This is a genomic window from Xanthomonas sp. NCPPB 2250, from assembly GCF_056725265.1.
The window spans coordinates 3,037,343-3,063,141 of record NZ_CM161520.1; the positions used below are offsets into that span (position 1 = coordinate 3,037,343).

At 63.1% G+C, this 25,799-nt stretch carries 19 protein-coding genes; 1 reads left to right on the forward strand and 18 read right to left on the reverse strand.

Annotated elements, in window-relative coordinates; translation table 11 throughout:
* Positions 1-43 precede the first annotated feature (43 nt).
* The 12 genes from AC1PMG_RS11910 to AC1PMG_RS11965 form a co-directional block, all read right to left on the reverse strand.
* Positions 44-2,659, reverse strand: a complete 2,616-nt coding sequence (locus tag AC1PMG_RS11910; RefSeq protein ID WP_481109019.1) for a glycoside hydrolase family 3 protein — start codon at positions 2,657-2,659, stop codon at positions 44-46.
* 418 nt (positions 2,660-3,077) lie between these two features.
* Positions 3,078-3,536 (reverse strand): hypothetical protein, encoded by a 459-nt coding sequence (locus AC1PMG_RS11915; RefSeq protein ID WP_481109020.1) that lies wholly within the window; start codon positions 3,534-3,536, stop codon positions 3,078-3,080.
* A 187-nt stretch (positions 3,537-3,723) separates the two neighbouring features.
* Entirely contained in the window at positions 3,724-3,933 is a 210-nt protein-coding gene (locus tag AC1PMG_RS11920; RefSeq protein WP_481109021.1) for a hypothetical protein, read from the reverse strand.
* Positions 3,934-3,954: 21 nt separating this feature from the next.
* On the reverse strand, positions 3,955-4,182 hold the full coding sequence (locus AC1PMG_RS11925) for a hypothetical protein (RefSeq protein ID WP_481109022.1): 228 nt from the start codon (positions 4,180-4,182) through the stop codon (positions 3,955-3,957).
* 48 nt (positions 4,183-4,230) lie between these two features.
* Positions 4,231-4,371, reverse strand: coding sequence for a hypothetical protein (locus AC1PMG_RS11930; RefSeq protein WP_481109023.1), 141 nt, complete (start codon positions 4,369-4,371; stop codon positions 4,231-4,233).
* A gap of 299 nt (positions 4,372-4,670) precedes the next feature.
* Positions 4,671-5,120, reverse strand: coding sequence for a hypothetical protein (locus tag AC1PMG_RS11935; RefSeq protein ID WP_481109024.1), 450 nt, complete (start codon positions 5,118-5,120; stop codon positions 4,671-4,673).
* Positions 5,104-6,378 carry an RHS repeat domain-containing protein gene (locus AC1PMG_RS11940; RefSeq protein WP_481109025.1) on the reverse strand — a complete coding sequence of 425 codons (1,275 nt, stop codon included), beginning with the start codon at positions 6,376-6,378 and terminating at the stop codon, positions 5,104-5,106. Before AC1PMG_RS11940 ends, AC1PMG_RS11935 begins: the two co-directional genes overlap by 17 nt.
* Positions 6,379-6,507: 129 nt before the next feature.
* Positions 6,508-7,008: a hypothetical protein gene (locus tag AC1PMG_RS11945; protein ID WP_481109026.1), complete on the reverse strand. Its 501-nt coding sequence runs from the start codon at positions 7,006-7,008 to the stop codon at positions 6,508-6,510.
* A gap of 252 nt (positions 7,009-7,260) precedes the next feature.
* Positions 7,261-8,205, reverse strand: a complete 945-nt coding sequence (locus AC1PMG_RS11950; protein ID WP_481109027.1) for an RHS repeat-associated core domain-containing protein — start codon at positions 8,203-8,205, stop codon at positions 7,261-7,263.
* Positions 8,206-8,307: 102 nt separating this feature from the next.
* The gene (locus tag AC1PMG_RS11955) at positions 8,308-8,799 is read right to left on the reverse strand and encodes a hypothetical protein (RefSeq protein ID WP_481109028.1); all 492 of its coding nucleotides are present in this window, start codon (positions 8,797-8,799) and stop codon (positions 8,308-8,310) included.
* Positions 8,778-14,093, reverse strand: a complete 5,316-nt coding sequence (locus tag AC1PMG_RS11960; protein ID WP_481109029.1) for a T6SS effector amidase Tae4 family protein — start codon at positions 14,091-14,093, stop codon at positions 8,778-8,780. The genes AC1PMG_RS11955 and AC1PMG_RS11960 overlap by 22 nt, the downstream gene beginning before the upstream one ends.
* 63 nt (positions 14,094-14,156) lie before the next feature.
* Positions 14,157-19,091: an IPT/TIG domain-containing protein gene (locus tag AC1PMG_RS11965; protein ID WP_481109030.1), complete on the reverse strand. Its 4,935-nt coding sequence runs from the start codon at positions 19,089-19,091 to the stop codon at positions 14,157-14,159.
* A 113-nt stretch (positions 19,092-19,204) separates the two neighbouring features.
* On the opposite strand from AC1PMG_RS11965, the gene AC1PMG_RS11970 reads away from it, so the two are divergent.
* Positions 19,205-20,260, forward strand: a complete 1,056-nt coding sequence (locus AC1PMG_RS11970; protein WP_481109031.1) for a cytochrome-c peroxidase — start codon at positions 19,205-19,207, stop codon at positions 20,258-20,260.
* On the opposite strand, the gene AC1PMG_RS11975 is transcribed toward AC1PMG_RS11970, so the two are convergent.
* The 6 genes from AC1PMG_RS11975 to panB all read right to left on the reverse strand — a co-directional run bounded on the left by AC1PMG_RS11975 (position 20,257) and on the right by panB (position 25,772).
* A complete protein-coding gene (locus tag AC1PMG_RS11975; protein WP_481109032.1) occupies positions 20,257-20,676 on the reverse strand; it encodes a hypothetical protein in 420 nt (139 codons plus the stop codon). The two genes, AC1PMG_RS11970 and AC1PMG_RS11975, sit on opposite strands and share 4 nt — an antisense overlap.
* Before the next feature lie 138 nt (positions 20,677-20,814).
* Entirely contained in the window at positions 20,815-22,329 is a 1,515-nt protein-coding gene (gene pgi / locus AC1PMG_RS11980; RefSeq protein ID WP_481109033.1) for a glucose-6-phosphate isomerase, read from the reverse strand.
* Positions 22,326-22,706: an aspartate 1-decarboxylase gene (panD, locus tag AC1PMG_RS11985; RefSeq protein ID WP_019802071.1), complete on the reverse strand. Its 381-nt coding sequence runs from the start codon at positions 22,704-22,706 to the stop codon at positions 22,326-22,328. Before panD ends, pgi begins: the two co-directional genes overlap by 4 nt.
* A 105-nt stretch (positions 22,707-22,811) precedes the next feature.
* Positions 22,812-23,783: an IS110 family RNA-guided transposase gene (locus AC1PMG_RS11990; RefSeq protein ID WP_481109034.1), complete on the reverse strand. Its 972-nt coding sequence runs from the start codon at positions 23,781-23,783 to the stop codon at positions 22,812-22,814.
* A gap of 334 nt (positions 23,784-24,117) precedes the next feature.
* On the reverse strand, positions 24,118-24,957 hold the full coding sequence (gene panC / locus AC1PMG_RS11995; RefSeq protein WP_481109035.1) for a pantoate--beta-alanine ligase: 840 nt from the start codon (positions 24,955-24,957) through the stop codon (positions 24,118-24,120).
* Complete coding sequence (gene panB, locus AC1PMG_RS12000) at positions 24,954-25,772, reverse strand: 3-methyl-2-oxobutanoate hydroxymethyltransferase (protein WP_342073258.1); 819 nt, start codon at positions 25,770-25,772, stop codon at positions 24,954-24,956. Before panB ends, panC begins: the two co-directional genes overlap by 4 nt.
* Positions 25,773-25,799: the final 27 nt, after the last annotated feature.

Sequence of the window (25,799 nt, forward strand, 5' to 3'; positions counted from 1 at the left end):
TTCGTGTTTGCCATGGCGACGCAGTGGCCGCCTGCGCCGCCGCTCAGCGCAGCGGGCAGTCGACCACGCGCTGCGCGTCGTTGCTGCTGCCCAGCGCGATCCGCGACAGCGACAGATCCAGCGCGCCGTCGCTCTCGATCAACGGCAGGCGCTCGAGCCGGGTCAGGTCGGCGCCGGCCACCGCGAAGCACTTCAGCGGCACGCCGAGGGTGCGCCACTCGCCCTTGGGCAGCGCGGTCAGCGCCTTGCCGAGGTCCAGCCGAGCGCCGCAGTCGTGGCCGCAGGCCACGCCGATGCGGGCGGCGGCGGGCGCCGCATCCACCTTGACGGTCAGGATCAATTGCACGTCGCCGTTGCTCTCGCGCGAGACGTCCAGCGGCTTGGGCAACACCAGCGCCAAGCCGGACGTGCCGCTGCCGGACCAGACGAAGCGCCGCGCATCCTCCTGTGCCTTGTGGTCGATCGCGGTGACCTTCAGCGAGCCGTCGGCCAGCGCCGCCGGGAAGGTCGCCGCCGGCAGGTTGGCCTGGGTGGCGCCGAACAGGATCAGGTTGATGCCCGCCGCCGGCTTGCCGCGATCCAGGTACACCCCGCCCACCGCCTGCGCACCGGACACGCCCGACACCTCGGACAGGCGGCTCAGATCGCCCTTGTCCTCGTAGGTGAGGCCGTAGCCGAAAGCGAACTGCGGGCTGTAGTTCTTCTGCCCGACGTTGTTGGCGAACTGCACCGCGGTGCGCGGCCAGGAGAAGCTCAGCTTGCCGTGGAAGTCGTACTGCACGCTGCCGTCCGGCTTGCGCAGCAGCACGTCGGCGATGCCGGCGCCTTCCGAGCCCGGCAACCAGGCCGCGACGAAAGCATCGGCGGCATTGATCTCGCGGTTCACCCACAGCGGCCGCCCGCTCAGGAACACCGCCACCACCGGGATGCCTTGCGCCTTGAGCGATTTGATCAGTTCCAGGTCGCTGTCGTCGCCGGGCTTGTACAGCAGCGTGGCGATGTCGCCCTGGAACTCGGCGTAGGGATGTTCGCCGAACACCACCACCGCCACGTCCGGCTTGGTCGCGAACTTGCCGTCCGCCGCCAGTTCGGCGCTGCCGCCGGCGGCGCTGACCTGCTGCTGCAGGCCCTCCCAGATGGTGGTGCCGTTGGGATAGTCGGCGCGCTTGGTGCCGGTGCCCTGCCAGTTCAGGGTCCAGCCACCGGCCTGCCTGCCCATGTCGTTGGCGCCGTCGCCGGCCACCAGCAGCTTGAGCTGCGGCTTCAGCGGCAGCAGTTGCTGCTGGTTCTTCAGCAGCACCAGCGATTCGCGCACCGCCCGCCGCGCCACCGCGCGGTGCTCGGGCGCGCCGAGCAATGCGAACTTGCCGCCGAGCGGGCGCTGCGATGGCTTGCCGGCCTCGAACAGGCCCAGGCGCAGCTTCACCCGCAGGATGCGCCGCACCGCATCGTCCAGCCGCGCCATCGGGATCTCGCCCGACTTCACCGCCTTCAGCGCGTTCTCGTAGACGCCCTTCCAGCTGTCCGGGGCCATCAGCATGTCCACGCCGGCGTTGAACGCGGCCGGGCAATCGTCGTTGCGGCAGCCGGGCACCTGGCCGTGGCCGTTCCAGTCGCCGACCACGAAGCCGCCGAAATGCATCTGCCCCTTCAGCACGTCGGTCAGCATGACCTTGTTGCCGTGCATCTTGACCCCGTTGACGCTGTTGAACGAGGCCATCACCGTTTGCGCGCCGGCGGCGATCGCCGGCGGATAGCCGGCACCGTGGATGTCGCGCAGTTGCTGCTCGCTGATCCGGGTATCGCCCTGGTCCTTGCCGTCGGTGGTGCCGCCATCGCCGAGGAAGTGCTTGACCGAGGAGATCACGTGCGACCCGTCCAGGAAACCCGGGGTGCCGGGGACGCCCTGCAGCCCCTCGACCACCTTGCCGGCGAAGCTGGCCACCACCTCGGGCGACTCGGAATAGCCTTCGTAGGTGCGGCCCCAGCGGTCGTCCTGCGGCACCGCCACGGTCGGCGCGAAGGTCCACTCCATGCCGGTGGTCCGCGTCTCGGCGGCGGTGATCTCGCCGATCTTGCGCATCAGCTCCGGGTCGCGGGTCGCGCCCAGGCCGATGTTGTGCGGGAACAGCGTGGCGCCGACGATGTTGCTCTGCCCGTGCACCGCGTCGATGCCGAAGATGATCGGAATCGCCGGTCCGGTGCCGTCGGGCTGCATCGACGCCGCGTAGTAGGCATCGGCCAGCGCCAGCCACTGCGCCGGACTGGCGTCGTACTTGCCGCCCGGATCGGAATTGCCGCCGGCCAGCACCGAGCCGATGTGGTACTTGCGCACGTCCTCCGGGGTCATGCTGCCGATGTCGCCCTGCACGGTCTGCCCGACCTTCTGCTCCACCGACATCTGCGCCATCAGCTTGGTGATGCGCGCCTCCAGCGCCGGATCCTCCTTCAATGGCCAGGCCGGCGACGGCCACCGGTCCGGATGGATCGGCGGCGGCGGCGCAGCCGCCGGTGCGACCGGCACGGAGCGACCGGGAACGGCGGCGGCCAACGCCAGCAGGCCAAGCGCAGCGGCCGCGGCCAGCGCCGTGCGAAGCGGCGCGCGCGCGCCAGCGGTCTGTGTGTGCAAGAGACTCCCTCCCAGGAACGGCGAACGCATGCCATGTCGCGGCCGGACCGCACACGCCGAGGTGCGGCCGGCGCCTACGCTTCCCGAATCGCCCCAAGCCTGTCAACCGCACCGCGAGGTATGCCCCGATGTCGCCGGGATATCGGCTGACGCTATAGCGATGGAATACCGGGTTTGCTTGGGGTGACTGGCATGGACTTGTCTTGCTTCACCAGCATAGGCAGCGTCGCTGCGGAGATTTTGCTGCACCGCAGTAGAACCGACATTGCACACTGCGCAGATCCGGGACCGCATACGGGCAGATGACGCACCTGATCGCTTGCCAGTTCGATGGCCTCACCGTCATGGATCATGGCCGAATCCGTGACGGTGACGTCTGGTAGGCAATCAATGTCGAACCGAGACGGAGTCGTTCGCCACAGGCCCGCCGGCACAAGGACCATTCCTCCTAGATCGAGGCTCTCAGTCGACAGGCAGCGATAATGTCCTTCCATTGCCCGGAGGCAAGCAATGACGCATCGAGATTGACGACATGGTCGTTCTTGCGGAACGCGAACGCATACACCTGATCGAAAAAATCTGGAGAAAACAAACTTTCATAGCGATTAAAAGCCCCGTCATACATGCACAGGGAGAACCTGCAGCCCTCCGCATCGAACATGCTTGCCAAGGCCCGATGAATTTCTGCAGAGATCGCATCCGGAGCAGCCACGACCGTCTCGAGGAGCAGTACGCCGTTCGGCCAATCTTCGCCAAGCATCCTGTAAACGGACGCTTCGCTCCGCGAACTGATATCCCGCTTCAGCATTGCATAAGCTGCCGGCAAGGAAGCCGCGCTAAAAATACCGTAGCACAGAACGGAGAATGTGTTTGCGCCATACACCGAGAGGAAATCAACGGCACGCATAAATATGACAATCGAATTTATTCATGGCAGATACACTTTTAATCCCCAAAAGGATAATACTGACCGTCTCATTCCCTAGGCCGCCTCAGCAAAGCCAAAATCAATGCGAGCGGACGCATGCCCACTAGCTTCATTGCACGTAGTGATCTCATACATACCAAGTCCGATATACACCAGCAGTCAATAATCATTGCAGCCTTTTCTTAAGCCGCCAAGCATTAAAAAATTCAAACGTTGTAACGACAGAAAAAAACAAAACAAAAAAAAGAAAAAGCTTCGCCAGCCACAATTCATTTATAATCCATGCGATAGCTGCCGCAACAGCAACAAACGAAACAAGCTTAATTCCATTACGAAAGCGAATCTCTGATTCCCTTATGCGAACCTCAATTCTCACCCCCTATCCTCCACAACGGCACTACCACCAATAGCCATGGCGGCTACCAATGTCAGCCGCCTTGCTCCGCATACTGCCCAGATGATCTGCCAGGAAATGCGCTCGGCCATTGACGTCATTCCGCGCATAGCGCTCATCCATACCAAGCCCTGTCAGGATCAGGTTGACGGTGCCGCCCTGCGTCTCTTGCACCGCATCCAGTCCATCATACAAATAGCTGATCGTCTGTCCGCATTCGGCCTTGCTCATTCTTCGGCCCAGCGGGTCGTAACCGAAGTTGGAAATGCTTGCTGTCCCCTATTTCATTTCGACCAACTGGTCGCGCGCGTTCCAGACATAGGTGCGTACGCCGTCGGAAAGCAAGTTGCCGTTGGCGTCGTAGCTGAGCGCCTGGCCATCGGCCTGGGCCTGACGGTTGTTACTGCCGATCTGCGCCACCAAGCGGCCGACCTAGTCGTAGCCGTAGCCATAGCCGATCTCGCCCAGGGCCCTGCCGTCCGAATTCATCATCTGCATCAAAATCACCCAACCTTCCAAAGTTATTGACCTTAGATGATTGGCAACCATTATCCCGGGAGAGCTACTAGACAAAAATCAAAAAACCCAATGCAGAAAAATAACAAAATTCTATTCATCAAAAAATAAACCCACCAAAACAGGAAGAGCAACAGCCATAGAAGAAACCCCACCTCCCACCATAATCTTTATCCACACTCACATCCACTTATCACCCAGAACTAACCAACCTTGTTAAATATGAAAATATTATCGTTCCACAACTTAGAGAAATACTCCAAAGGAAATTGCAAATCCGGGTGACTGCCATCATCAAAAATTAGTCGCCACCAAGGAGTTAGGTATGTAACAGACGCAGCCGGCACGCCGTTATTAAGAACACTAAATTTTGAAATAAAAATATTTCGAACGCAATGCACCTCAACTCCATGCCCAATTTTAAAAACCAACCCACCAACGTCGATAAATTTAAATCCATCGTCTTCAAAGAATATTATGCACTTTGGGCCACGCAATATTTTCTCCCAATCAACAAGCCAACCCGCCACATTCAAATCCTTATTGCCAGACGAAAAAAAATTTAACTCCCCACCGCCATAGACAAAGACATCCTGCTCTAGCGGATCGTAAACCCTATAGCGACGAACCAGCACTTTATTGACCACAACCACAATTACCTCCAATTCTTCCTGCGCGCGTTGCCGAACCTATTAAGCCGCCTCCTACTAAAACGGATGTCCACCCAATGCTCGTTCTTCCTGCGCCAGCAATTATGTCGGCGCTACTCTTTCCTTGCGCCACCAGGCCTTCATATGTGACGGCATGCCAATTTCTCAATGAGTAAGCGAAAGGTCCTCTGAAATAATTCTTCAGAGCGTTTCTTGCGATTACGCTTTCCTCTGCAGACAATCCCAATCTTGGAATCTGACGGGCTTTTGCCACGTAACCCAATCGACTCAGAGGCATAGCTAAACTATAAACAGTTCCGGCGACTTGCCCGCCAGAATAATAACCTGAACATTTTTCAACTGCGCCATTAATATCCCATTGATCCCGTATGTAGTTCGTCAAGCCAAATGACAACGAGTCGCCAAAACCTGCTACCGCATTTACTACCGGCTGGGGAATTGATGGCAAATCAAAAAGACCTAAAGGATCTCCATACATCAGTGGGGAACCATGGACGTAGGCATAAGGGTTTCCTCCACCGACCAACCCAATGGGGTCCTCACTAACAAAGCGCCCCAGGTCTGGCCGATAGTACCGCGCCCGGTAGTAATAAAGCCCACTCGCATCCCGCTCCCGCCCCGTGTACTGATAGGGGTTGCTGGTCCCTGTATTGGTCTGGCTGGTCTGTCCGTAAGGCGTGTAGTCGTAGCGCTGGATCAAGGAACCGCTGGCGTTGATGAGTGCACGGGTGCTGCCAAGCGCATCGCTCAGGAAGTACGCACGTCCGCTGGCTTCGTTCCGCGCATAGCGCTCATCGATGCCAAGCCCGGTCAGGATCGGGTTGACCGTGCCGGCCTGGGTTTCCTGGACGGCGTCCAGCCCGTCGTACAGATAGCTGATCGTCTGTCCGCCTTCGGTCTTGCTCACTCTTCGGCCAAGCGGGTCGTAACCGAAGCTGGCAATGCTCGCCGTTCCCTGTTTGATCTCGACCAATTGGTCGCGTGCATTCCAGACGTAGGTACGCACGCCATCGGAGAGCAGGTTGCCGTTGGCGTACTGGAAGGCGATCGTCTGACCGATCGCATTGGTGGCGCTCAACAGCAGGCCCGCGCCATCGCAGGCGAAGCGCGCCGTGCAGCCGCCAGGGTCGGTGACCGCGGTCAGACAGCGGTTGGGCGCCGTAGTCCAGGCGCGTGACCCGCCCGAGCGGATCATCGCCGATTGCAAGTCACAGTTGCTGTTGTAGCGGGAGCCTTCCACTGGCCTACACCCTCACCGGTCGGGGCCGGTAGCCTGTCAATGAACAGTTAAAACGCCGCTGCTATAAATTTCGCAACCCCAATTGGTCGCACACATTAGCCATGACAAAAATTCCGAATTCACAAAAATTTACTTGAAAAATTCCAACCCTCGTATTTGAGAATAGCCTTCTGGATCCCAGAAGACCTCAGCCTGCTTTTCAGGCATCTCCAAGGAATGCAACCCTAATGAGTTTATAGACCTTGATGAAAACTCAGGATTCATCGCAATGAATTTTTTTAAACTCTTCTCTAAATCATTGCTATTTTTGTATAAATGTTGCGCATAATTTTCACGCTGGCGCAAAAAATCATCCTTTCTTATATCAATAAAAATAGGGCCTGAATTCAAAGATATGTACATTCCATAACACAAATCATCATCTACATTAAAATCACCCAACCTTCCAAAGTCATTGATCTCATGGGGTCTGCGACTATTTATTTCAGAAGAAAAACTGGACAAAAAGTAAAAAAAACTCAACATAGAAAAAAGCAACCAAATCCTATAGCCAGCAAAAAAACATACGCCAGCCAAAACAACAAAAGCAATAGAGATGTATAAATTCCTACCTCGCTTCATAATCTTCATTTGCACTCGCACCCATTCATCATCGCAGTTGGAACAGCGCCATTAATCCCCAGTGTGGTAAATTTAAATATACTCTACGCAATTCCACCATTCGACACGAGGTTATTTAATCGCCCGGAAACAGGCAAGTAATTCCAACCGGCATTCGACCCACCAGCAGATCGTGGAGTGAACCAATGATGAAGTTCAAAACGTCCACAATAACCTCCCACGCTTCTACTCCAAGTACGCTGCACGCTCCCCCAAGTTCTTTTATCGAAAATCAACCTCTCGAGACCTTTTGCCCCCTTGGTTAACTGCGTTCCTGCCCAGATGAGCACCGCCAAAGGTCAAACTAACCCCAATCCCGCTCCATTCACCAGCACTGTATTGCCCCGAGCACTGATTAACAGCCCCATTGGTTCCCATCATATCGCGCACAGAATTCGTCAACCCGAAGGATAACGTATCACCTATCCCAGCGGAAAAATCTACTAGCCCTTGCGTAAGTTCATCGCCCCAAGCCCATAGTCCATAAGGATCGATATAAGACATGGGGTTACCACCCACATAAGCGTATACATTGGCTCCGCCAATCAATCCGATCGGATCCTCACTAGCAAATCGCCCCACACCAGGCTGGTAATACCGCGCGCGGTAGTAATAAAGCCCACTCGCATCCCGCTCCCGCCCCGTGTACTGATAGGGGTTACTGGTCCCGGTATTGGCCTGGCCGGTCTGTCCGTAAGGCGTGTAGTCGTAGCGCTGGATCAAGGCACCGCTGGCGTTGGTGAGTGCACGGGTGCTGCCAAGCGCATCGCTCAGGAAGTACGCACGTCCGCTGGCTTCGTTTCGCGCATAGCGCTCATCGATGCCAAGCCCGGTCAGGATCGGGTTGACAGTGCCGCCCTGGGTTTCCTGCACCGTATCCAGCCCATCGTACAGATAGCTGATCGTCTGTCCGCCTTCGGTCTTGCTGATTCGCCGGCCCAGCGGATCATAGCCGAAACTGGCGATGCTCGCCGTTCCCTGCTTGATCTCGACCAATTGGTCGCGTGCGTTCCAGACGTAGGTGCGTACGCCATCGGAGAGCAGGTTGCCGTTGGCGTCGTAGCTCAGTGTCTGGCCGTCGGCCTGGGTTTGTCGGTTGCTGTCGTCGAAGCTGCCGCTGCGGGCCGCCGGCAGCGCCTGCGGGGCGAAGCTGCCGGTCTGCGCCACCAGGCGGCCGACCTAGTCATAGCCTTACCTTACCGCTAGAAAAGATGAATCCACATGATGCGCTCTTATGCACCAATTTTAGAAACTCAAAAAAAACCATCATCAATCGCGCCCATTGAAAATAATGAACCCATCATCAGCCCACCCGCCCCCATCAATCCGCCTGTACGAGTTCAACTTAAACCTCTTTCCATCACACACATCACTCGCAGAAATTTCAAATTTAAATCGTCCTTTCTCATAATCCTTAACAAGCATGGAAAAACCATCCCCTTTGAAGTAAGAGGGGCTATATAAAAAACGCAATCCCGCCAACTCAAATACATCACTACCGCGCTTCAACAGGCTCGCTTTAAAATAGTCTGAATTATAGGTTGAAACCCAGACCTGATTGCCATAAATTCTAATGCCATAGACAGGAGAGAATCCTTCAGGACTTTTCTCAGGTAATGATTCAAGCTTTACCTCCGAAAAAACCCATTCCCTTTTTTTTGAAAGGCACTTCAACACATCTTCCACCGACGTGGCATGCGCATATTGCAATGAAAGACAAGAAAACAAATAACCAAGAATCAATCTATGTGCCAGTACCATACTTCCACACCTCTATAGTAGCCAGACCCGGTATAACCACCCATAAAAAGATCTATATGATCAGCCTGCCCAGGCTCACCTGGTTGATAAATAATTCCTTTTGCCCTATACCAATTCTCTCGCTTTTCAAAATCTTGATTTGAGATAACTTCCGGACGACCATAATTTTGTATTAACCAATCAGCAAAATTTTTTGCCGATCTAGGAAAACCATCTGTCGTTCTGTTTATTTTTGGATAACTAGAAAGATCCATGCCTGCTCTCTGGGCTGCACTTCCCAGCCTTATAGCACACTGATTTGGATATGGGTCAACACTCGGATGAGCTGGCCTGCCGTTCTGCGCTTTTGGATAATTAAGCCAGAGATCTTTAAAGCTAGGGAAACTTTTCTTACCTGGCTGGCCAGAGAACCCGAGAGGATCGATCAACGAAAGAGGATCACCATTTACATAAGCATATAGGTTTATCCCTCCAGCCAGTCCAATCCAGTCTTCGCTAGAGAATCTCCCTAAATCTGGGGAGTAATACCGCGCGCGGTAGTAATAAAGCCCACTCGCATCCCGCTCCCGCCCCGTGTACTGATAGGGATTGCTGGTTGCCGTGTTGGCCTGGCTGGTCTGTCCGTAAGGCGTGTAGTCGTAGCGCTGGATCAAGGAACCGCTGGCGTTGGTGAGTGCACGGGTGCTGCCAAGCGCATCGCTCAGGAAGTACGCACGTCCGCTGGCTTCGTTTCGCGCATAGCGCTCATCGATGCCAAGCCCGGTCAGGATCGGGTTGACGGTGCCGCCCTGGGTTTCCTGCACCGCATCCAGTCCATCGTACAGATAGCTGATCGTCTGTCCGCCTTCGGTCTTGCTCACTCTCCGGCCAAGCGGGTCGTAACCGAAGCTGGCAATGCTCGCCGTTCCCTGTTTGATCTCGACCAATTGGTCGCGTGCGTTCCAGACGTAGGTGCGTACGCCATCGGAGAGCAGGTTGCCGTTGACGTCGTAGCTGAGCGTCTGGCCATCTGCCTGGGTTTGCCGGTTGTTGTCGTCGAAGCTGCCGCTGCGGGCCGCCGGCAGCGCCTGCGGGGCGAAGCTGCCGGTCTGCGCCACCAGCCGGCCCAGTTGGTCGTAGCCATAGCCGATCTCGCCCAGGGCCGTGCCGTCCGGCTTGAGCCAGGCGATGCCAGTGGTCTGGTTAGCGGTGTTGTAGGCGTACCCGGTCTTGACTCCGTTGGGCAGCGTGGTCTCGGTGAGGCGATCGGCGGCGTCGTAATCGAACGTCACGGTCTCGCTTCCCTGCAGCAAGATGCGCAGACGGTCGACGGTGTCGTAGCGGTATTCCAGTGCCGCCTGGTTGGCCGCGATCATCTTGGTACGGCGGCCCGCCGCATCGTATTCGTAGACGATGTTGCCTTGCGGGCTGATGGCCTTGATGACCTGGTCGAACAGGTCGTAGTCCCAGCTCAGGGTGCCCGCTGCCGAATCGACCAGCGCGACACGGCGGTTACCGGCGTCGTAGGTGAAGGTCTGGGTGCGCCCGTCGGCCTCGGTGACCACCGACAGGCGCCCGAGCACGTCGTAGGTGAAGGTCTTCTTCTGGCCCTTGCGGTCGCTATAGCTGGCGACACGGTCCATGGTGTCGTAGGTCCAGGTCTCGGACTGGCCCAGCGCGTCGGTACGGGTCAGCGGACGGTTGCGCTCGTCGTAGGTGTAGGTGATGCCGTTGCCGTGCGGCAGCAGGATCGCCACGACGTTGCCGTTCTTGTCGTAGCCGAACTCGGTCACATTGCCAGCGGCATCGTAGGCCTTGCTGACCCGGCCCAGCGCATCGTATTCCTGGCGCGTGACGTTGCCCTGATCGTCGCGGCTGCCGGTCACCCGCCCCAGGCCGTCGTACTGGAAGCGCGTGCTGCGTCCCAATGGATCGACCATGCCGGCCAGATCGTAGCCAGCGTACTGGAAGGCGATCGTCTGGCCGATCGCATTGGTCGCGCTCAACGGCAGGCCCGCGCCATCGCAGGCGAAGCGCGCCGTGCGGCCGCCAGGGTCGGTGACCGCGGTCAGGCAGCGGTTGGCGCCGTAGTCCAGGCGCGTAACCCGCCCCAGCGGATCCGTGGCCGATTGCAGGTCACCGTCGCTGGTGTAGCTGAGGCTGGACACGCGCGCCTGAGTGGTGCCCGCCAGCAGCGTGACCTGCAGCGGTCGCCCGCCCGCGTCGTAGCGATACTCGGTGCGACGGCCGAGCGGGTCGATACTGGCGGTGACCTGCCCGTAGGCGTTGCGCTCGAAGCTGTACGTCTGTTGCTTGTCGGTGCCGTAGGCCAGGATGTCGGTCTTCGGGTAGGCGCTGTTGCCGTCGAATACGACGCGGCGTTTGCTGCCGTCCGGACTGGTGACGAGCACGCCAGTGGTGCCGCCATCGACGTGCGCATAGTCGATGACGAAGACGCCGCCATCGGCCTGGGTCTGCTTGACGACCCTGCCGGTGGACACGCCGTTAACGACCTCGAACTCGTTGAGCAGGACGCGCTTGCCGCGCGCGTCGGTGATGGACTGCATCCGATGCTGCGCGAGTGCGTTGTTCTGGCTTCTGGTCTGGTAGGCATACGCCTTGCTGCCGCCATCGGGGAACCCCACCGTGGCAAGCAAGCCATTGCTGTCGTAGGCATAGGTCCAGCGGTTGCCGGCGTTGTCGGTCGCCGCTGCAACGCGATTGCGGGTGTCGTACTCCAGGCCAATGTAGCGCCCGCTGGGAGAGACGATGCGCGCGACCAGACCCGCGTCGTAGAGCAGCGTGGTGCGGTTGCCGTAGCGGTCTTCCAGCCAGCGCAGGCGGGTGTCCATGTAGCTGGAGAACTGCATGCGGCTGCCGTCGCGCAGGGTGATGCGGAAGCCGCGGCCCCAGGGCTGCAACGGGTCCGGATCGTAGACCGACTGCAGCACGGCGCCCGCATACTGCGTGGTCGAACCGGCTTGGCGCCACTCGCCACGCGGGCCGGAACCGGAGGCCCGATCGAAGCGGATATAAGCGCCAGTCGGCAGCACCAGATCGAGCGAATCGTAGGTGCCCCCGGGGTTGTGCAGGTAGTAGCCCCAGTTGGACGCGGTGCCGATGCCGAACTCGCGCTGCTTCATGTCATGGGGACGGTAGCTGCGCGACAGGCTCAGCGCCGTCACGTCGGCGATCTGCAGGTCGGTTTCCGAATGGACGAATTCGCCGGTCTTCAGGTCGATGGGATCGGCCGCATTGGCGACGCCGCCGCTACCCGGGGTTCCGCAGCAATGCCCATCCGGCGGCAACCCGGCCTCGCTGGGCGGGTCGTTGCTGGGCACGCTGTACATGCCGCCCATGGTCTGGTGCAAGGCGACGCCAGGCTCGGGAACGAAATGCTTGCCGTCGGCCGAAACGGTGCCCTTGCCGTAGACGCGCCAGCCATCGCGCGGGTCGTACATCCAGAAATTGGCCTGGGTACCCGCGGCGTAGCCGTCGTAGTTGGGGTAGTAGACCTGGATGCCGTTGTTGACGCCGGGGTCGAGTCCGCGGATCTGCGCGCCGCCCGGCTCGACCGTGAACGCCATCGGATGGTTTTCGGTGACCGGGAACGGCGCGCGATTGACCGGCGTCGGCACGATCGCCAGTTCGGTCACCAGGCGGCCCTTGCGGTCCAGCACGACGGTGCCCTTGGGAATACGCAACTGCAGGCCAGGAATGTCCGGGTGACCAACGACCATGTCCTGGACGGTCGGCGACGGGATCCGGATCTTGTCGCGCGCGGCGATGCGTGGCAGATGCAGCAGATAGCCGAGTTCGTTCAATTGGCCGGCGGCGACTTCGGTGCCGACGACGAATTGACCGTATTCGGCGCCGGCGGTGTTGGCGGTGCTGCCGTCGACGTAGAGTTCCTGGTGCCCCGCCGGCACATCGAACAGGGTGAACCAGCCGTTCTTGTCGGTAAGCGCGCGCTCCTTGCCGATGCTGACCTCGACCCCGGCCACGGGTTGCTGGTCCACACGCACTACACGCCCGCGCACCATCGTCACGTGGAAGGTCGCGGCGATCCGCGCGATGCGCGCGTTGTGTTCGGGCTGCTGCGAAGGACCATAGATGCGCCAGCGGCTGTCGGTATTGTCCTGTCCCGGGTACCAGATGCCGTCCACCAACAGGCCGTGCGCACGGCACGGCACACCGTCATTGGCACAGGACGCCGGCGTGCCTGCACCGGTCATCTGCACGCTGGGTGCAGCGCCCGCCTCTGCCGGCGCGGCCGTTGCGTGCACCACCGGCTGTCCGTTGCTGTCGTACGCCGCAGTGCGGAAATCCAGGGCGATCAGCGGCACGGCATCGCCCGATGCGCCGCGCGCACCGTCGACCATCAGGGTGTAGCGGGAATCCGGGAACAACGCCTGACGCGGCTGCACGAACAGCAGACGCCCCTGCTCCACAGGCGCGATGCGTACCGCGACGCGCCCCTCCGGACCGACCAGGGTGACGGTGCGCGCGGACAACGTGGGCATGTGCAGCGGACGCGAGAAGCGCAGCGCGAGCCGCGCGGTCGGCGCGACTCCCGCTGCCCCCTGCACCGGCACGCTGCCGGCGAGCCGTGGCGCGCCTGGCGTATCCGCGATGCTGGCCGGATACGGAAGAAACGCACCCGCGAGCGGATCGAACACGGCATCGCTGGCGATGCGCTGGGCGTTCCGCGACGCCGGCAACGCCACACGGCCATCGGCAAGCAGGCGCGAGGTTGCGTCGCCGCCGCCCGGCAGATCCGCAGGCAGGGTGATCGCCCGATCGCTGGCCTCGTCCCACACCTGCGCGCCGGCGCCATCGCCAGTGCCGCCGGCGAGCAGGAGGCGACCATCGGTCAGTACCGTGGCGGTGTGCCCATAGCGCGCACGCAGGCTCAGCCCCGTGGCCGGCTGCACGGAGGCACTTGCCGGATCGAACCACGCGCCGCCGTCCTGCAGTCGACCGTGTGCGTCGCGCCCGCCCCAGACCAGCACGCGCCCGCTCGGCAGCAAGGTGACGCTGGCATCGATGCGTACCGATGGCAGCGCGATTTCGCGCGCACGCTGACCGGGCACGCGATGGCGCAGAAAGCGCCCGTCGGGCGCCAGCGCCAGCTCGCTGCCATCGGCCAATGTGGTCGCATGCCACTGCCCGACCACTGCAGGAACAGCGCCAATGCCGACGGCCGGCATGGCCGCCGTCGACCAGACCAGCTGTTGGGAGGCGGCCGTCGACGCCAGCGCGCCCAGCAGCCCACCCAGGATCACGCTTTTCCATGCGCTGTTGAACCACGTCATATGCTCGCTCCGCTCCATGCCTGCTTCCGTTCTGCGTCCGTTCGACGGAACCGCGCCGGTGTTCTAGGGTGTACTGTCCAACGTGATGTCCATCGCCGCGGTGACACCGTCCTCGGGCACGATCCGCAATCGATAGGTGCCGCTCGTCGGCAGCGCCGGGAAACTCAGGTCGCTGCTGCCGGTGCTTGCGCTGAACGATCTGTAGAACTGCCCGTCCGGCCGGTACAGCGCGTAGGTCACCGGCCGGCCGGCCGGCGAGGTCGTCTGATTGACCACCCGCATCAGTACGCCCTGCCCTGCCGTGCCGCTGAAGGACAGCGTGGCGGTCTTTCCGTGCCTGTCCAGCGCGATCGACTGCGGGACATCCCAAGCCAAGGTGCCGACGACGGTGCTGGACACCGAGGCGATCAGGGAGAAGCTCTGGTCTTCCGTCGAAGGGAGCACCACGACGCCATAGCGTCCGGCTTGCGCGGCGTCGATGGAGAATCCGCAGCCGTAGGTACGGAAGCAATTCGTGTTGGAGAAGACCTTGCTGCCATCCGGACGATAGAACGTCGCATAGACCCAACCGAACCCGCTGCCGGACAATGCGATCTGATCGAGTCCGAAATCGAGCTTTTGCCCGGCCTGCGCATCGAACCAGAAGAAAATGCCCGCGCCGGGCGGACCCGCAGCGAACGTGCGACTGCTGTCCACGGCCACTGACGTGCCGGTGGACAAGGCGACCGTGGTGTCGATCGTCTGCCCATACTGCGGATCGACCACCACGCTGTACTGACCGGTGGTCGGCAGGCTGCCCAGGCCGATCGCAGTACCGGTACGCGTCGATCCGGACGTGAGCAGAGTGCCATTCGGCTGGTAGACACTGTAATAGCTGGTGCCATCCGCGGGCGTGGTCGCCTGGTTCTGCACCAGCACGGCGAGTTTGTCGCCCGCCTGCCCCTGGAAACGCAGCCGCGCATTCTGTCCGCGCCGGGCAACGGAAACGGCCAGCGGCGTGTCGCGCTGCAGGTTCAGGGGCAGATCGCTAGACAGCGTCACGTCATAGGTCGCCGCCTGATCGTCGCCCTGGCCGATCAAGAGCGCGTACTTACCTGCCGCCAGATTGGCGAGATCGAAATCGCAGCCGCCACGTTCGACATCGCAGTAACTGCTTGCCAATGTGCTGCCATCGGCCTTGTAGAGAGTAGCGACGACGCGCTGCGCGCCGGGACCGACGACCTGGATGCCGCTGATGCCCAGTCCCAGGTTCTGCCCCTGACTGGCGACGAAAGAAAAGTGCTTGTACTGCGCAGGCAACCGGGTCACGACATGCGCAGGAGCGCCGTCGATCGGCAGCGCGACGCCCGAGGACAGGATGATGTCCGCTTCCAGCGGGCTTCCTGTCCGGCTCTCGACCTGGATTGCATACTCGCCAGACGTCGGGATATTAATCAGATTGATGGCATCACCCACCTTGATAGTCGCCGTCTTCCAGACAGCACCATCCGGCCGTAGCACGCGATACACCACATCGCGACCGGCGGGTAGTGTCGTCTGCGCCGCGACCAGCAGCATCAACGACTCGCCTGCCTGCGCCTGGAAGCGCAGCCGCGCAATCTGTCCATACCGCGAAGCCGCCAGATGCAAGGGCTGATCGCGAGTCAGTTGATCCAGCAACTCGGACGACAGCACTGCGCGGAACTTGATCGCCTGGCTCGCCGAGGTCGGTGTCGCCACCACGCTGTAGCGTCCCGCCAAGGTGTTCCTCAGCGGCAACGAACATCCGTCCTCGGCGTAGCAGCTGCCGCTGTACAAGGTCGTGCCGCTCGGACTGTAGACGGCGATATTGAAGTAACTGCCCGAACTCACCGCGATGTCGGTGATCCCCAGCCCCAGATTCTGGCCGGCCTGGGTGTCGATGGAGAAATGCACGCCCTGCCCTGCGGGCGCCTGGTAGCTGCCACCTGCGCCGTCCAGTTCGACATTGCCGTCCTGTCCCGTGGAGAGTTTCAACCGGGCCGACCACAACGCGCCGCCCGCCGGATCGACGAACACCCGATAGCTCCCTGTCTCCGGGAGATTGGGCAGGGCCAGAATGACGTTGCCTCTGGCCGTCACGTCCTTCCACAACGCGCCGTTCGGCCGATACACCGCATAAACCACGTCGCGGCCTGTCGGGCTGGTCGCAGCGTCAGCGACGAGCAAAGCCAGGCTCTCGCCGGCGGTCCCGGCGAACGTCAGGCGCGCATTCTGGGCATAGCGCGAGATATTCACGGAACTCAATGCATCCCTCTGCAGGAAGCCGGCGACCTCCGTGGATAGGGTCGCCTTGAACGCCATGCTCTGGGAGCCAGATTGCGGACTCACGGTCACGCCATAGTTGCCCGCGGCGAGGTTGAGCAGATTGAAGGCGCAGCCATTGGCGGCATAGCAGGTCGCGGTCGTGAGCGTGGAACCGTTGGGATTGGCGATCTTGACGTTGACGTAGGTCCCGCTGCTCAGGTTCAGATCGCCGATGCCCAATCCCAGGTTCTGCGAGGCCGCTGCGCTGAAGCTGAAGAACACGCTTTGACCGGCGGCAGCGCTGTACTCGCCGCTGCTGCCGTCAAGTTGCAGCCCACCCGCACTCCCGGTCGTCACCAGCACCTTGGCGGCCACGGTGGCGCCATAGCGCGGATCCACGAACAGTCGGTAAGTCCCGGCGATAGGCGTATTCATCGTCAGGGTGCCCGAGCCAGACACCGCCATCGACGACAACGCCGTGCCATCGGGCCGGTACACGCGGTAGTACACCACGCCGTTCGTCGGCGTCGTGGTCTGCTCCGACACCTGCAGTGCCAATGCGTCGCCGGCACCCGCCTGGAATGACAGCACTGCGTTCTGCCCGCGCCGGCCGATGCCGACCTGGCTGACCGCATCCCGCGTCAAGGAAAGCGCTAGGTCGGTGGACAGGGTCGCCTTGAAGCGCATCGTCTGCGTCGTCGTGGCAGGGGCGACCAGAACGCCATAACGTCCCGCCGCCAGTTCCGGCAGATTCACATCACAGCCGTCGTTGGCCACCTCGCAGGCGGCACCGGCCATCGGCGTGCCTGAAGGGTCATAGATCGTGACGTTGAGCGGGCCGCTTTCGTTGGACTGCAGCTCGCTGATACCGAGCCCCAGGCTCTGCCCGGCGGTCGCGGTAAAGGTGAAGTACACGCTGTCGCCCGGCAGTTGCGTGGCAAATGCGCTGGTGGCGCCATCGATCCCACCACCGCCACCACCTGCGTCTCCGGTGCTGAGCCGCGTCTGCAACCGCACGGTTTCTCCGAATCCGGGATCCACCAGCACCTGATAGGTGCCGCTGGTCTTCGCCGTCACGTAGGTGGTACCTGCGGCGCGCACCGCCATCGAGGCAACACTGGTGCCATCAGGCGCGTAAACGCGGTAGTAAACATCGCGGCCGGCGGGCGCGGTGGTCTGGCCGGCGACTTGCAACGCGAACGCCTCGCCCGCCGCGGCCTCGAACGACAAACGCAGATTCTGGCCTCTACGCTGTGTCTCCACGACCACATCCTGGTCCTTCGGCAACGCCTGCACCAGATCCGATGAGAGCAACAGATTCAGGCGCATTGTGCGTGCGCCGCTCGTACCGGGCGTCAGCAGCACCTGATACACGCCGGTCCTGGGCGCGGCAATGTTCAGTGCGCAACCGTTGTTGGCCTGATTGCAGTACTGATAGCCGAGATTGACGCCGTCGGCGTCGAAGACCTGCGCCAAAGCTGTTCCCCACCCGCTGCCGACCGGCGACTGCTCGGTCAACGCCAGGCCCAGCCTGCTCCCGGCCTGGGCCAGGAAGGTGTAGCGCTTCGATTGCGCGGCGATCGACGTGGCGACACTGGTTTCGGCGCCGTCCAGCGCAAGCCTCCCGGCATGCTCCACTCCCATCTTCCAGCTGGCGGAGGAAGTACTGGGTGTGAGCAGCAACAGGTAAGTGCCGCCCACCTTCAACCGCGGCAGATGCAGGGTGGGCTGGTTCGCATTCACCAGTCCACTGGCGATCTCCACGTTATCGGTGCCGAACACCAGATAGTTCAACGTCGTGGACCCCAGCGACTGAAATTGCGCGCTGAGGTAATCGCCGGCCATGCCGGTGAACAGGACCGCGGCGGACCCACCCGCGTTGGCGACCGCGACGTCGACCGCGGCGGCGTCCAGGGTCAGGCGCGTGACGCTGGCGATGCCGACGGACGACACACTGCTTGGCACCACCAGCACATCCTGGCTGCTGGTGGCGCTGCCGTAGGGCGTGGTCACGGTCACCGGCCCGCTGCCGCTCCTGCCCGGCACCGGAAAGACCAGGCGCGTGCCGGTGGCGCTCGACAGCACCGCGGTCTTGCGATCCAGCTTCGCCGTGGTCTGCCCGGCGACCGGGACCAGGTTCTGTCCGTCGACGGTGATCGCCGTACCGGCGCTGGCGATCAACGGCGATATGCCGGTGATGGTCGGCTGACGGAGGTTGGCATCGACCACGAACTGCTGCGCACTGCTCGCGCTCTGCCCAGCCACGGTCACGGAGATCGGGCCGGTACTGGCGTTGGCAGGCACGAGCACGGTCAACTCGCGTGCGCTGGCAGCCACCACCGTGGCCGCCTGCCCATTGAAAGCCACGCTGTTGGAGGACGCAGCGGTGGAAAATCCCTGCCCCTGGATCAGCACGCGATCGCCCGCCGCACCGCGCCCCGGACTGAAGCCCAGCACCGCCAGGGTTCCGCTGGAGACGCGTTCGACGGCGACGATATTGCCCATCGTGTCGTAGCGATAGCGGGCACTGGCACCGGCATCGTTGCTGACCGCGACCAGACGCCCCTGCGCGTCGTAGACGTAGGAGGTGGCGCCAGACGTGCAGGCCAGAAGGGTCAGCAACATGACCGCCACCGTTCTGCCCACGATGCGCCGCCAACCGCACGCGGGCACCTGCGCCGCCCGCTTCAGCAAACCCACGACCGAGCCCATCCCTGCGCCGCGACGTTCCATGCTCTCATCCCTGAAGACTGGCCACGATGGCCGGCTGTCCGTATGCTGACCTTGCTTCGTGCATTCAGCCTGGATATAGATATCCGACAGTGGGGACAGGAGTCAACAGCGTCATGCCAAGGAACTGGCGTCATCACATCGTCATCTGCATGCGCCTGTGGTCGGCCGCCCTCGTCCTGGTGCTGACTGGGTGTGGTGGTGGCCAGCACGACACAGCGGCGGCGCGCATCACACTGGGCCAGGCGCTGTTCCACGACACGCGGCTCAGCGCGGATGGCAAGACCAGTTGCGCAAGTTGCCATCGCGCCGAGTTGGCCTATACCGACGGTGCCGCGGTGTCGACCGGGACGGACGGCCAACACGGCACACGCAACGCGCCCAGCCTGCTCGACAGCCGATTCATGACCCACTTTTTCTGGGACGGACGCGCAGCGACACTGGAAGAGGCGGTCCTGCAACCATTGACCAACCCGCGCGAGATGGGCCTGACCGATCGGCAGGCCGTGCTGGCCCACCTCGCCCGCGACCCGCGCTACGCGTCACTGTTGCATGCAGCCTCCGGCGAGGACGGCGGCGACATCCAGGTCGTGGCCGCCGCGCTCGCCGCCTACGTCCGCGCGTTGCCGGCACCGCCCACGCGCTACGAGACGTACCGGACGACACATGGCGCGCAAGCATCGCTGAGCGAGGACGAACGCGAGGGATTGGCGCTTTTTTCCGGCAAGGCCGGTTGCATCGATTGTCACCGGCTGGACGGCACGCCTGCGACCACGAGCGATCAGCGCTTCCATCACGCCGGCATCGGTTTCAACCAGATCGCCGGCAACGTCGCCGCCCTGCTCGACGTACTGGAGCGACAGAAACGCGAAGGCCGGAGCCTGGGCGATTCCATCCTCTCCGACGTGCGCGTAGCCGAACTGGGCCGCTTTGCGGTGACGCGGGCGCCGCAGGATCTGGGTGCCTTCCGCACCCCGTCGCTACGGACGGTCGCCGATACCGCGCCCTATATGCACGACGGCAGCATCGCCGATCTGCCGGCGGCGGTGGAACACGAGGTCTACTATCGCAACCTCGCCCGCAATCGACCGATCAGTCTGACCGCGGAGGAGAAGCACAAGCTGGTGCTGTTCCTGCAAGCGCTGTCCAGTACGGGCGCCGCGCCGCGCTAGGAGCCCGTACGCGGCGCGCTGCTCACCGGCTCCATCACGTCGACGTCCTGCTGCGAGGCGAGCTTGCCATCGAGCGTCACCTCCAGCATGTAACGCCCCGGCGGCCAGCCGGCCGCGTTGTCGAAACGCAGCGACTGGATCTGATCGGAGCGGGTCATGGCGTGCTCCACCAGCCCGACCTGGCGACCATCGCGCAGGTCCAGCAAGCGCGCTTTCAGGACCTCTCCCTGGGCAGCGCCGCGCAGGGCGACGTTGGCCAGGATCGGCGCATCGCTTGTCTGCGGCACGGGTCTGCCGTCGCGCATCGCGCCGATCCGGACCTCGACGACGCGCAGCGGTTGCGCCGCCGTGGCCTGATTCTGCTCCGGCGCCTGCCGCTGGCACGCTCCCAGGCTCAGCATCGCCGGCAGCAACATCCAACACCCCATCCTTTTCGCTTTCATCATCCCTGCTTCCTTCCTGGACCGGAGATTGCCATTGCGATGAACGCCCGCAGGCCGCATCGTTCCTCGCGGACGCACGGCGGCGAACGGCCCCGTGCGCTTCGCTTCGCGTCAGCCCTGCAAGCGTGCCAGCACCGCGCGCGTCACCGGATCGGCGACCTCGGTGGACTGGCCCTGCAGCGCCGGCAGCAACTGGCTGGCCAGCTGCTTGCCCAGTTCGACGCCGAACTGGTCGAAGGCGTTGATGCCCCAGACCACCGACTGCACGTACACGCTGTGCTCGTACATCGCGATCAGCGCGCCCAGCGCCTGCGGGGTCAGCGCGTCGAGCAGGATCAGCGTGCTCGGGCGGCCGCCCGGGTAGTCGCGGGCCGGATCGTCGCTGCCCTGCCCGTTCGCCAGCGCCTCGGTCTGCGCCAGCAGGTTGGCCAGCAGCGCCTGGTGGTTGACCGTGTACGGGTCGTCGCTGCGGATGCAGCCGATGAAATCGGCCGGCACGATGCTGGTGCCCTGGTGCAGCGCCTGGAAGAAGCTGTGCTGCACGTCGGTGCCGGCGCCACCCCACCACACCGGCACGGTGTCGGCCTCGACCGGGCTGCCGTCCAGGCGCACGCGCTTGCCCAGGCTTTCCATCACCAGCTGCTGCAGGTAGGCCGGCAGCAGCGCCAGGCGCTGGTCGTAGGTCATCACCGCCTGCGTGGCGTAGCCGAGCAGGTTGCGGTTCCACAGCGTGGTCAGGCCATGCAGCACGGCCACGTTGCGCTCCAGCGGCGCATTCAGGGCGTGGTCGTCGAACTGCGCGGCGCCTTCAAGCAGCTGTTCGAAGGCGTCGGCGCCGATCGCCAGCGCGATCGGGAAGCCCACCGCCGACCACAGCGAATAGCGGCCGCCGACCCAGTCCCACATCGGCAGCACGCGGCTGGCGGCGATGTCGAAGGCCTTGGCGGCGCGCTCGGGGTTGGCGCTGACCGCGTACAGGCGCTCGCTGCCGCCCAGCCAGTCGCGCAGGATCTGGCCGTTGAGCAGGGTTTCCTGGGTGCCGAAGGTCTTGGAAATCAGCACGCCGGCGGTGCGCGCCGGATCCAGCGTGGCCAGGGTGCGCTGCATCGCCGCGCCGTCCACGTTGGAGACGAAGTGCACGCGGAAGCGCGCGCCGGTCACCGGACGCAGCGCGTCGGCGACCAGGCGCGGGCCCAGATCGGAACCGCCGATGCCGACGCTGACGATGTCGGTGACCTCGGTCTGCGCCAAGGTGTCGATCAGCGCGCGCATGCGCTGCTGCACCTCGCGCGCGCTGGCGTGGGCCTGGCTGGCCACCGGTGCGTCGGTGAGGTCGCCGCGCAGCGCGGTGTGCAGTGCGGCGCGGCCTTCGGTGACGTTGACCGTCTCGCCGCGGAACAGGCGCTGGAAGGCGCCGGCCAGGTCGTGTTCGGCGGCCAGCGCGAGCAGCGCGTCGAGCGCGGCGCGGTCGTACTTCTGCCGCGCGAAATTGAAGTACAGCGGTCCGACCTGCAGCGCCAACGTCTCGGCACGGCCGGGTTCGGCCGCCAGCAGGTCGGGAAGGCGCGCCCCGCGCAGGCGCTGGGCGTGGGAATGCAGTGCGTCGAAACCGGTGGACTGTGTCATGCGGCCTGCTTTGGGATGCTGTGGTTGGTGTGGGTGATCTGATTGTTGCCGTCCACGTAGACCAGGGTCGGCTGGAAGCGCGCGGCTTCCTCTTCGCTCATGCCGGCGAAGGCGGCGATGATGATCAGGTCGCCGACCTGCACGTGGCGCGCGGCGCCGCCGTTGAGCGAGATGATGCCGCTGCCCTCGTCGGCGCGGATCGCGTAGGTGCTGAAACGCGCGCCATTGGTCACGTCCCAGATGTGCACCTGCTCGAACTCGCGGATGCCGGTCGCGTCCAGCAGCAGCCCGTCGATGGCGATCGAGCCTTCGTAGTTCAGCTCGGAATGGGTGACGGTGGCGCGGTGGATCTTGGTCTTCAACAGGCTCAGTTGCATGGCACGGGACTGCGGTCAGGAAAGACGCGCAGTTTAGCAGCCGAGGGGTGAAACGGCGGTGGCAGGCGGCGCCCGCCGTAAGCGTCGTAGATACCGTCTTACCCCCTAGCAGGCAAGGCCCCTTTTCGGATCGAACGCCGTGCCCGATTTGAGAACGCCGTAGGCCAGGTGCAGGAGCTTGCGCATGGCGGCGCACACGATCTGCTTGCCGGCTTTGCCGCGTTCGCTCAGCCGCTGTTTCAGCGCCCGGATGATCGGGTTGTGGGTCATGGCCACCAGGGCCGGCATGAACAGGCCCGCGCGCAGGCGGGACGAGCCGGTACGCGAGATGCAGACGTGGCCTTTGCGCTCGCCCGACTCCTGCAGGCACGGATTCAGGCCCGCGAAGGCGGTCACCGCCGAGGCATCGGCGAAGCGCCTCACATCGCCAAGCTCGGCCAGCATCAAGGCCGCGCTGGTGTCGGCAATGCCCTGGATGCTCACCAGCAGCTCGCGCTGCCCACGCAAGGTCGGATCCTGGTCGATATGGTCATCGATGGCCTGCTCGATCTGGGCGATGTGGTGTTGCAGATCGGCCAGATGGACCTGGATCGAGTCCTTCACCTGGGCCGGAGCGACGTCCAGCCGGTTGCGCTCCATCTGCAGCATCTGTTGCAGATCCTGGCGCCGGCGCACCAGCGCTTTAAGCTGCTTGAGCGCCGGCGGATCAGGGGACCAACGGCGTAACTGCTCGCGGTGACGCAGGGCATAGCTGGCGATCAGCTTGGCATCGCTGCGATCGGTCTTGACCCGGCTGAGTTGGCTGCGTGCGTACGCGGCCGTCTGTGCCGGGTTGAGCACGCACACCCGATAGCCTCGTGCGTGGAGGAACTCGGCCAGCGCCTGGTGGTAGGTGCCGGTGGCCTCCATGGCGATCCAGCTATCGGACTGGGCATGCGTCTGCAGCCATGCCTGCAGGGCCTGGAAGCCCTTGGCATCGTTGGACAACTTGGCCTTGGTACGGTGCTTGCCATTGGTCAGCTCGATGGCCACATCGAAACTGCGTTTGGCGACGTCGATGCCGATGACGGGAGACATGTGCGATTCCTCCATCGTGTCAGGGTCATGATCGGCGCTGGGCCCGGTCCTGCCTTGTCGATGCGAGTTCACGCCCGGGGGGGCGGACTCTGGATACCGTTCGGACACCCAAGGGCCAGCATGTGGAGGGCGGAGCCGATCTACGATGCAAGCTCGAAGCTTTAGGAGCGACTGGACCTCCCACACCTCCTCCGATGATCAGTCGGAAGACATGACGCCTGTTTAGGGGCGACATGTCCAGATACAAGGAGCGGCTTTAGCCGCGACCGGGCCTTCATCGGTCAGGCCCGGTCGCGGCTAAAGCCGCTCCTACGACGGGATCAGGCAACCGCCCTCAGAATTCCAGGTTGTCGATCAGGCGGGTGCGGCCCAGGCGCGCGGCGATCAGCGCCACGCGCGGGCCGGTGCCGTCCTGCGGCTCGCTCAGGTCGGGCGTGCGCAGCACGCTGTAGTCGACCTCGAACCCGGCCGCCTGCAGCTGTGCGGTCGCCGCCGCCTCCACCTCGGCGCGCGGGCGCCCGGCCAGGTGGGCCTCGCGCATCGCCAGCAAGGTGCGATGGATATGCGTGGCACGCGGCCGCTCCTCGGCCGACAGGTACTGGTTGCGCGAACTCATCGCCAAGCCGTCGGCCTCGCGCACGATGCCGCCACCCAGGATCTCGATCGGGAATGCCAGGTCGGCCACCATCTGCCGGATCACCGCCAGCTGCTGGTAGTCCTTCTTGCCGAACGCGGCCAGATCCGGCTGCACCTGGTTGAACAGGCGCGCCACCACAGTGCACACGCCATCGAAATGGCCGGGCCGGCAGGCGCCTTCCAGCACCTCGCTGACGCCCGGGGTGTGCATGCGCAGCGCCAGCTCCACGCCCAGCGGATACATGCTTTCCACCGTCGGCAGCCACAGCACGTCGCAGCCGGCGCCCTCCAGGCCGCTGGTGTCGGCTTCCGGGGTGCGCGGGTAGCGGGTGAAGTCCTCGTTCGGGCCGAACTGGGTCGGGTTGACGAACACGCTGGACACCACGCGGTCGGCGTACTGCCGCGCCAGCATCACCAGCGAGAAATGTCCGGCGTGCAGGTTGCCCATGGTCGGCACGAAGGCCACGCGCAGGCCCTGCCGCTTCCAGCCGGTGACGACGGCGCGCAGTCGCGCCAGGTCGGTGACGGTCTCGATCATTTGGCGTAGGCGTGTTCGGCGTCGGGGAAGGTGCCGGCGCGGACCGCGTCGGCATAGGCGCGGGCGGCGCCGGCGATGGAGCCGCCTTCGGCCAGGAAATCCTTGACGAAGCGCGGGCGGCGGTGGCCGCTGTCCAGGCCGAGGAAGTCGTGCATCACCAGCACCTGGCCGTCGCACTCGGGGCCGGCGCCGATGCCGATGGTGGGGATCGCGATCTCGGCGGTGATGCGCGCGGCCAGCGGCGACGGCACGCATTCCAGCACCAGCAGCGCGGCCCCGGCCGCGGCGACCGCCTTGGCGTCGGCCAGCAATTTGGCCGCGGCGGCCTCTTCGCGGCCCTGGATCTTGTAGCCGCCGAAGGTCAGCACCGACTGCGGGGTCAGGCCCAGGTGCGAGCACACCGGGATGTCGCGTTCGCTGAGGAAGCGGATAACCTCCAGCTTGTGGCCGGCGCCTTCGAGCTTGACCATCTCCGCGCCGGCCTGCAGCAGCCGGGTCGACGCGTCCAGCGCGCGCTCGGGCGTGGCATCGGACTGGAACGGCAGGTCGGCGACCAGCAGCGCACGCTGCAGCACCCGCGCCACCGCAGCGGTGTGGTAGACGATGTCGTCCACGCTCACCGGCAGGGTCGAGTCATGGCCCTGCACCACCATGCCCAGCGAATCGCCGATGAGGATCAGGTCCACGCCATTGGCGTCGAAGGTTCGCGCGAAGCCGGCGTCGTAGGCGGTCAGCATCACCAGCTTCTGCTGGCGGCGCTTGGCCTCGGCCAGGGCGGGAACGGTCCAGGGCTTGCTGTCGGCGTGACTGCTCATAAGCTCATGTGCTGCGGTAATGAGCCG

Bases quoted from the DNA above. Each gene is read 5' to 3' on its own strand.
- AC1PMG_RS11910 (WP_481109019.1), bottom strand. From the start codon at position 2,659: ATGCGTTCGCCGTTCCTGGGAGGGAGTCTCTTGCACACACAGACCGCT.
- AC1PMG_RS11915 (WP_481109020.1), bottom strand. From the start codon at position 3,536: ATGCGTGCCGTTGATTTCCTCTCGGTGTATGGCGCAAACACATTCTCC.
- AC1PMG_RS11925 (WP_481109022.1), bottom strand. From the start codon at position 4,182: ATGAGCAAGGCCGAATGCGGACAGACGATCAGCTATTTGTATGATGGA.
- AC1PMG_RS11945 (WP_481109026.1), bottom strand. From the start codon at position 7,008: ATGAAGATTATGAAGCGAGGTAGGAATTTATACATCTCTATTGCTTTT.
- AC1PMG_RS11955 (WP_481109028.1), bottom strand. From the start codon at position 8,799: ATGGTACTGGCACATAGATTGATTCTTGGTTATTTGTTTTCTTGTCTT.
- AC1PMG_RS11960 (WP_481109029.1), bottom strand. From the start codon at position 14,093: ATGACGTGGTTCAACAGCGCATGGAAAAGCGTGATCCTGGGTGGGCTG.
- AC1PMG_RS11965 (WP_481109030.1), bottom strand. From the start codon at position 19,091: ATGGAACGTCGCGGCGCAGGGATGGGCTCGGTCGTGGGTTTGCTGAAG.
- AC1PMG_RS11970 (WP_481109031.1), top strand. From the start codon at position 19,205: ATGCCAAGGAACTGGCGTCATCACATCGTCATCTGCATGCGCCTGTGG.
- AC1PMG_RS11975 (WP_481109032.1), bottom strand. From the start codon at position 20,676: ATGTTGCTGCCGGCGATGCTGAGCCTGGGAGCGTGCCAGCGGCAGGCG.
- pgi (WP_481109033.1), bottom strand. From the start codon at position 22,329: ATGACACAGTCCACCGGTTTCGACGCACTGCATTCCCACGCCCAGCGC.
- panD (WP_019802071.1), bottom strand. From the start codon at position 22,706: ATGCAACTGAGCCTGTTGAAGACCAAGATCCACCGCGCCACCGTCACC.
- AC1PMG_RS11990 (WP_481109034.1), bottom strand. From the start codon at position 23,783: ATGTCTCCCGTCATCGGCATCGACGTCGCCAAACGCAGTTTCGATGTG.
- panC (WP_481109035.1), bottom strand. From the start codon at position 24,957: ATGATCGAGACCGTCACCGACCTGGCGCGACTGCGCGCCGTCGTCACC.
- panB (WP_342073258.1), bottom strand. From the start codon at position 25,772: ATGAGCAGTCACGCCGACAGCAAGCCCTGGACCGTTCCCGCCCTGGCC.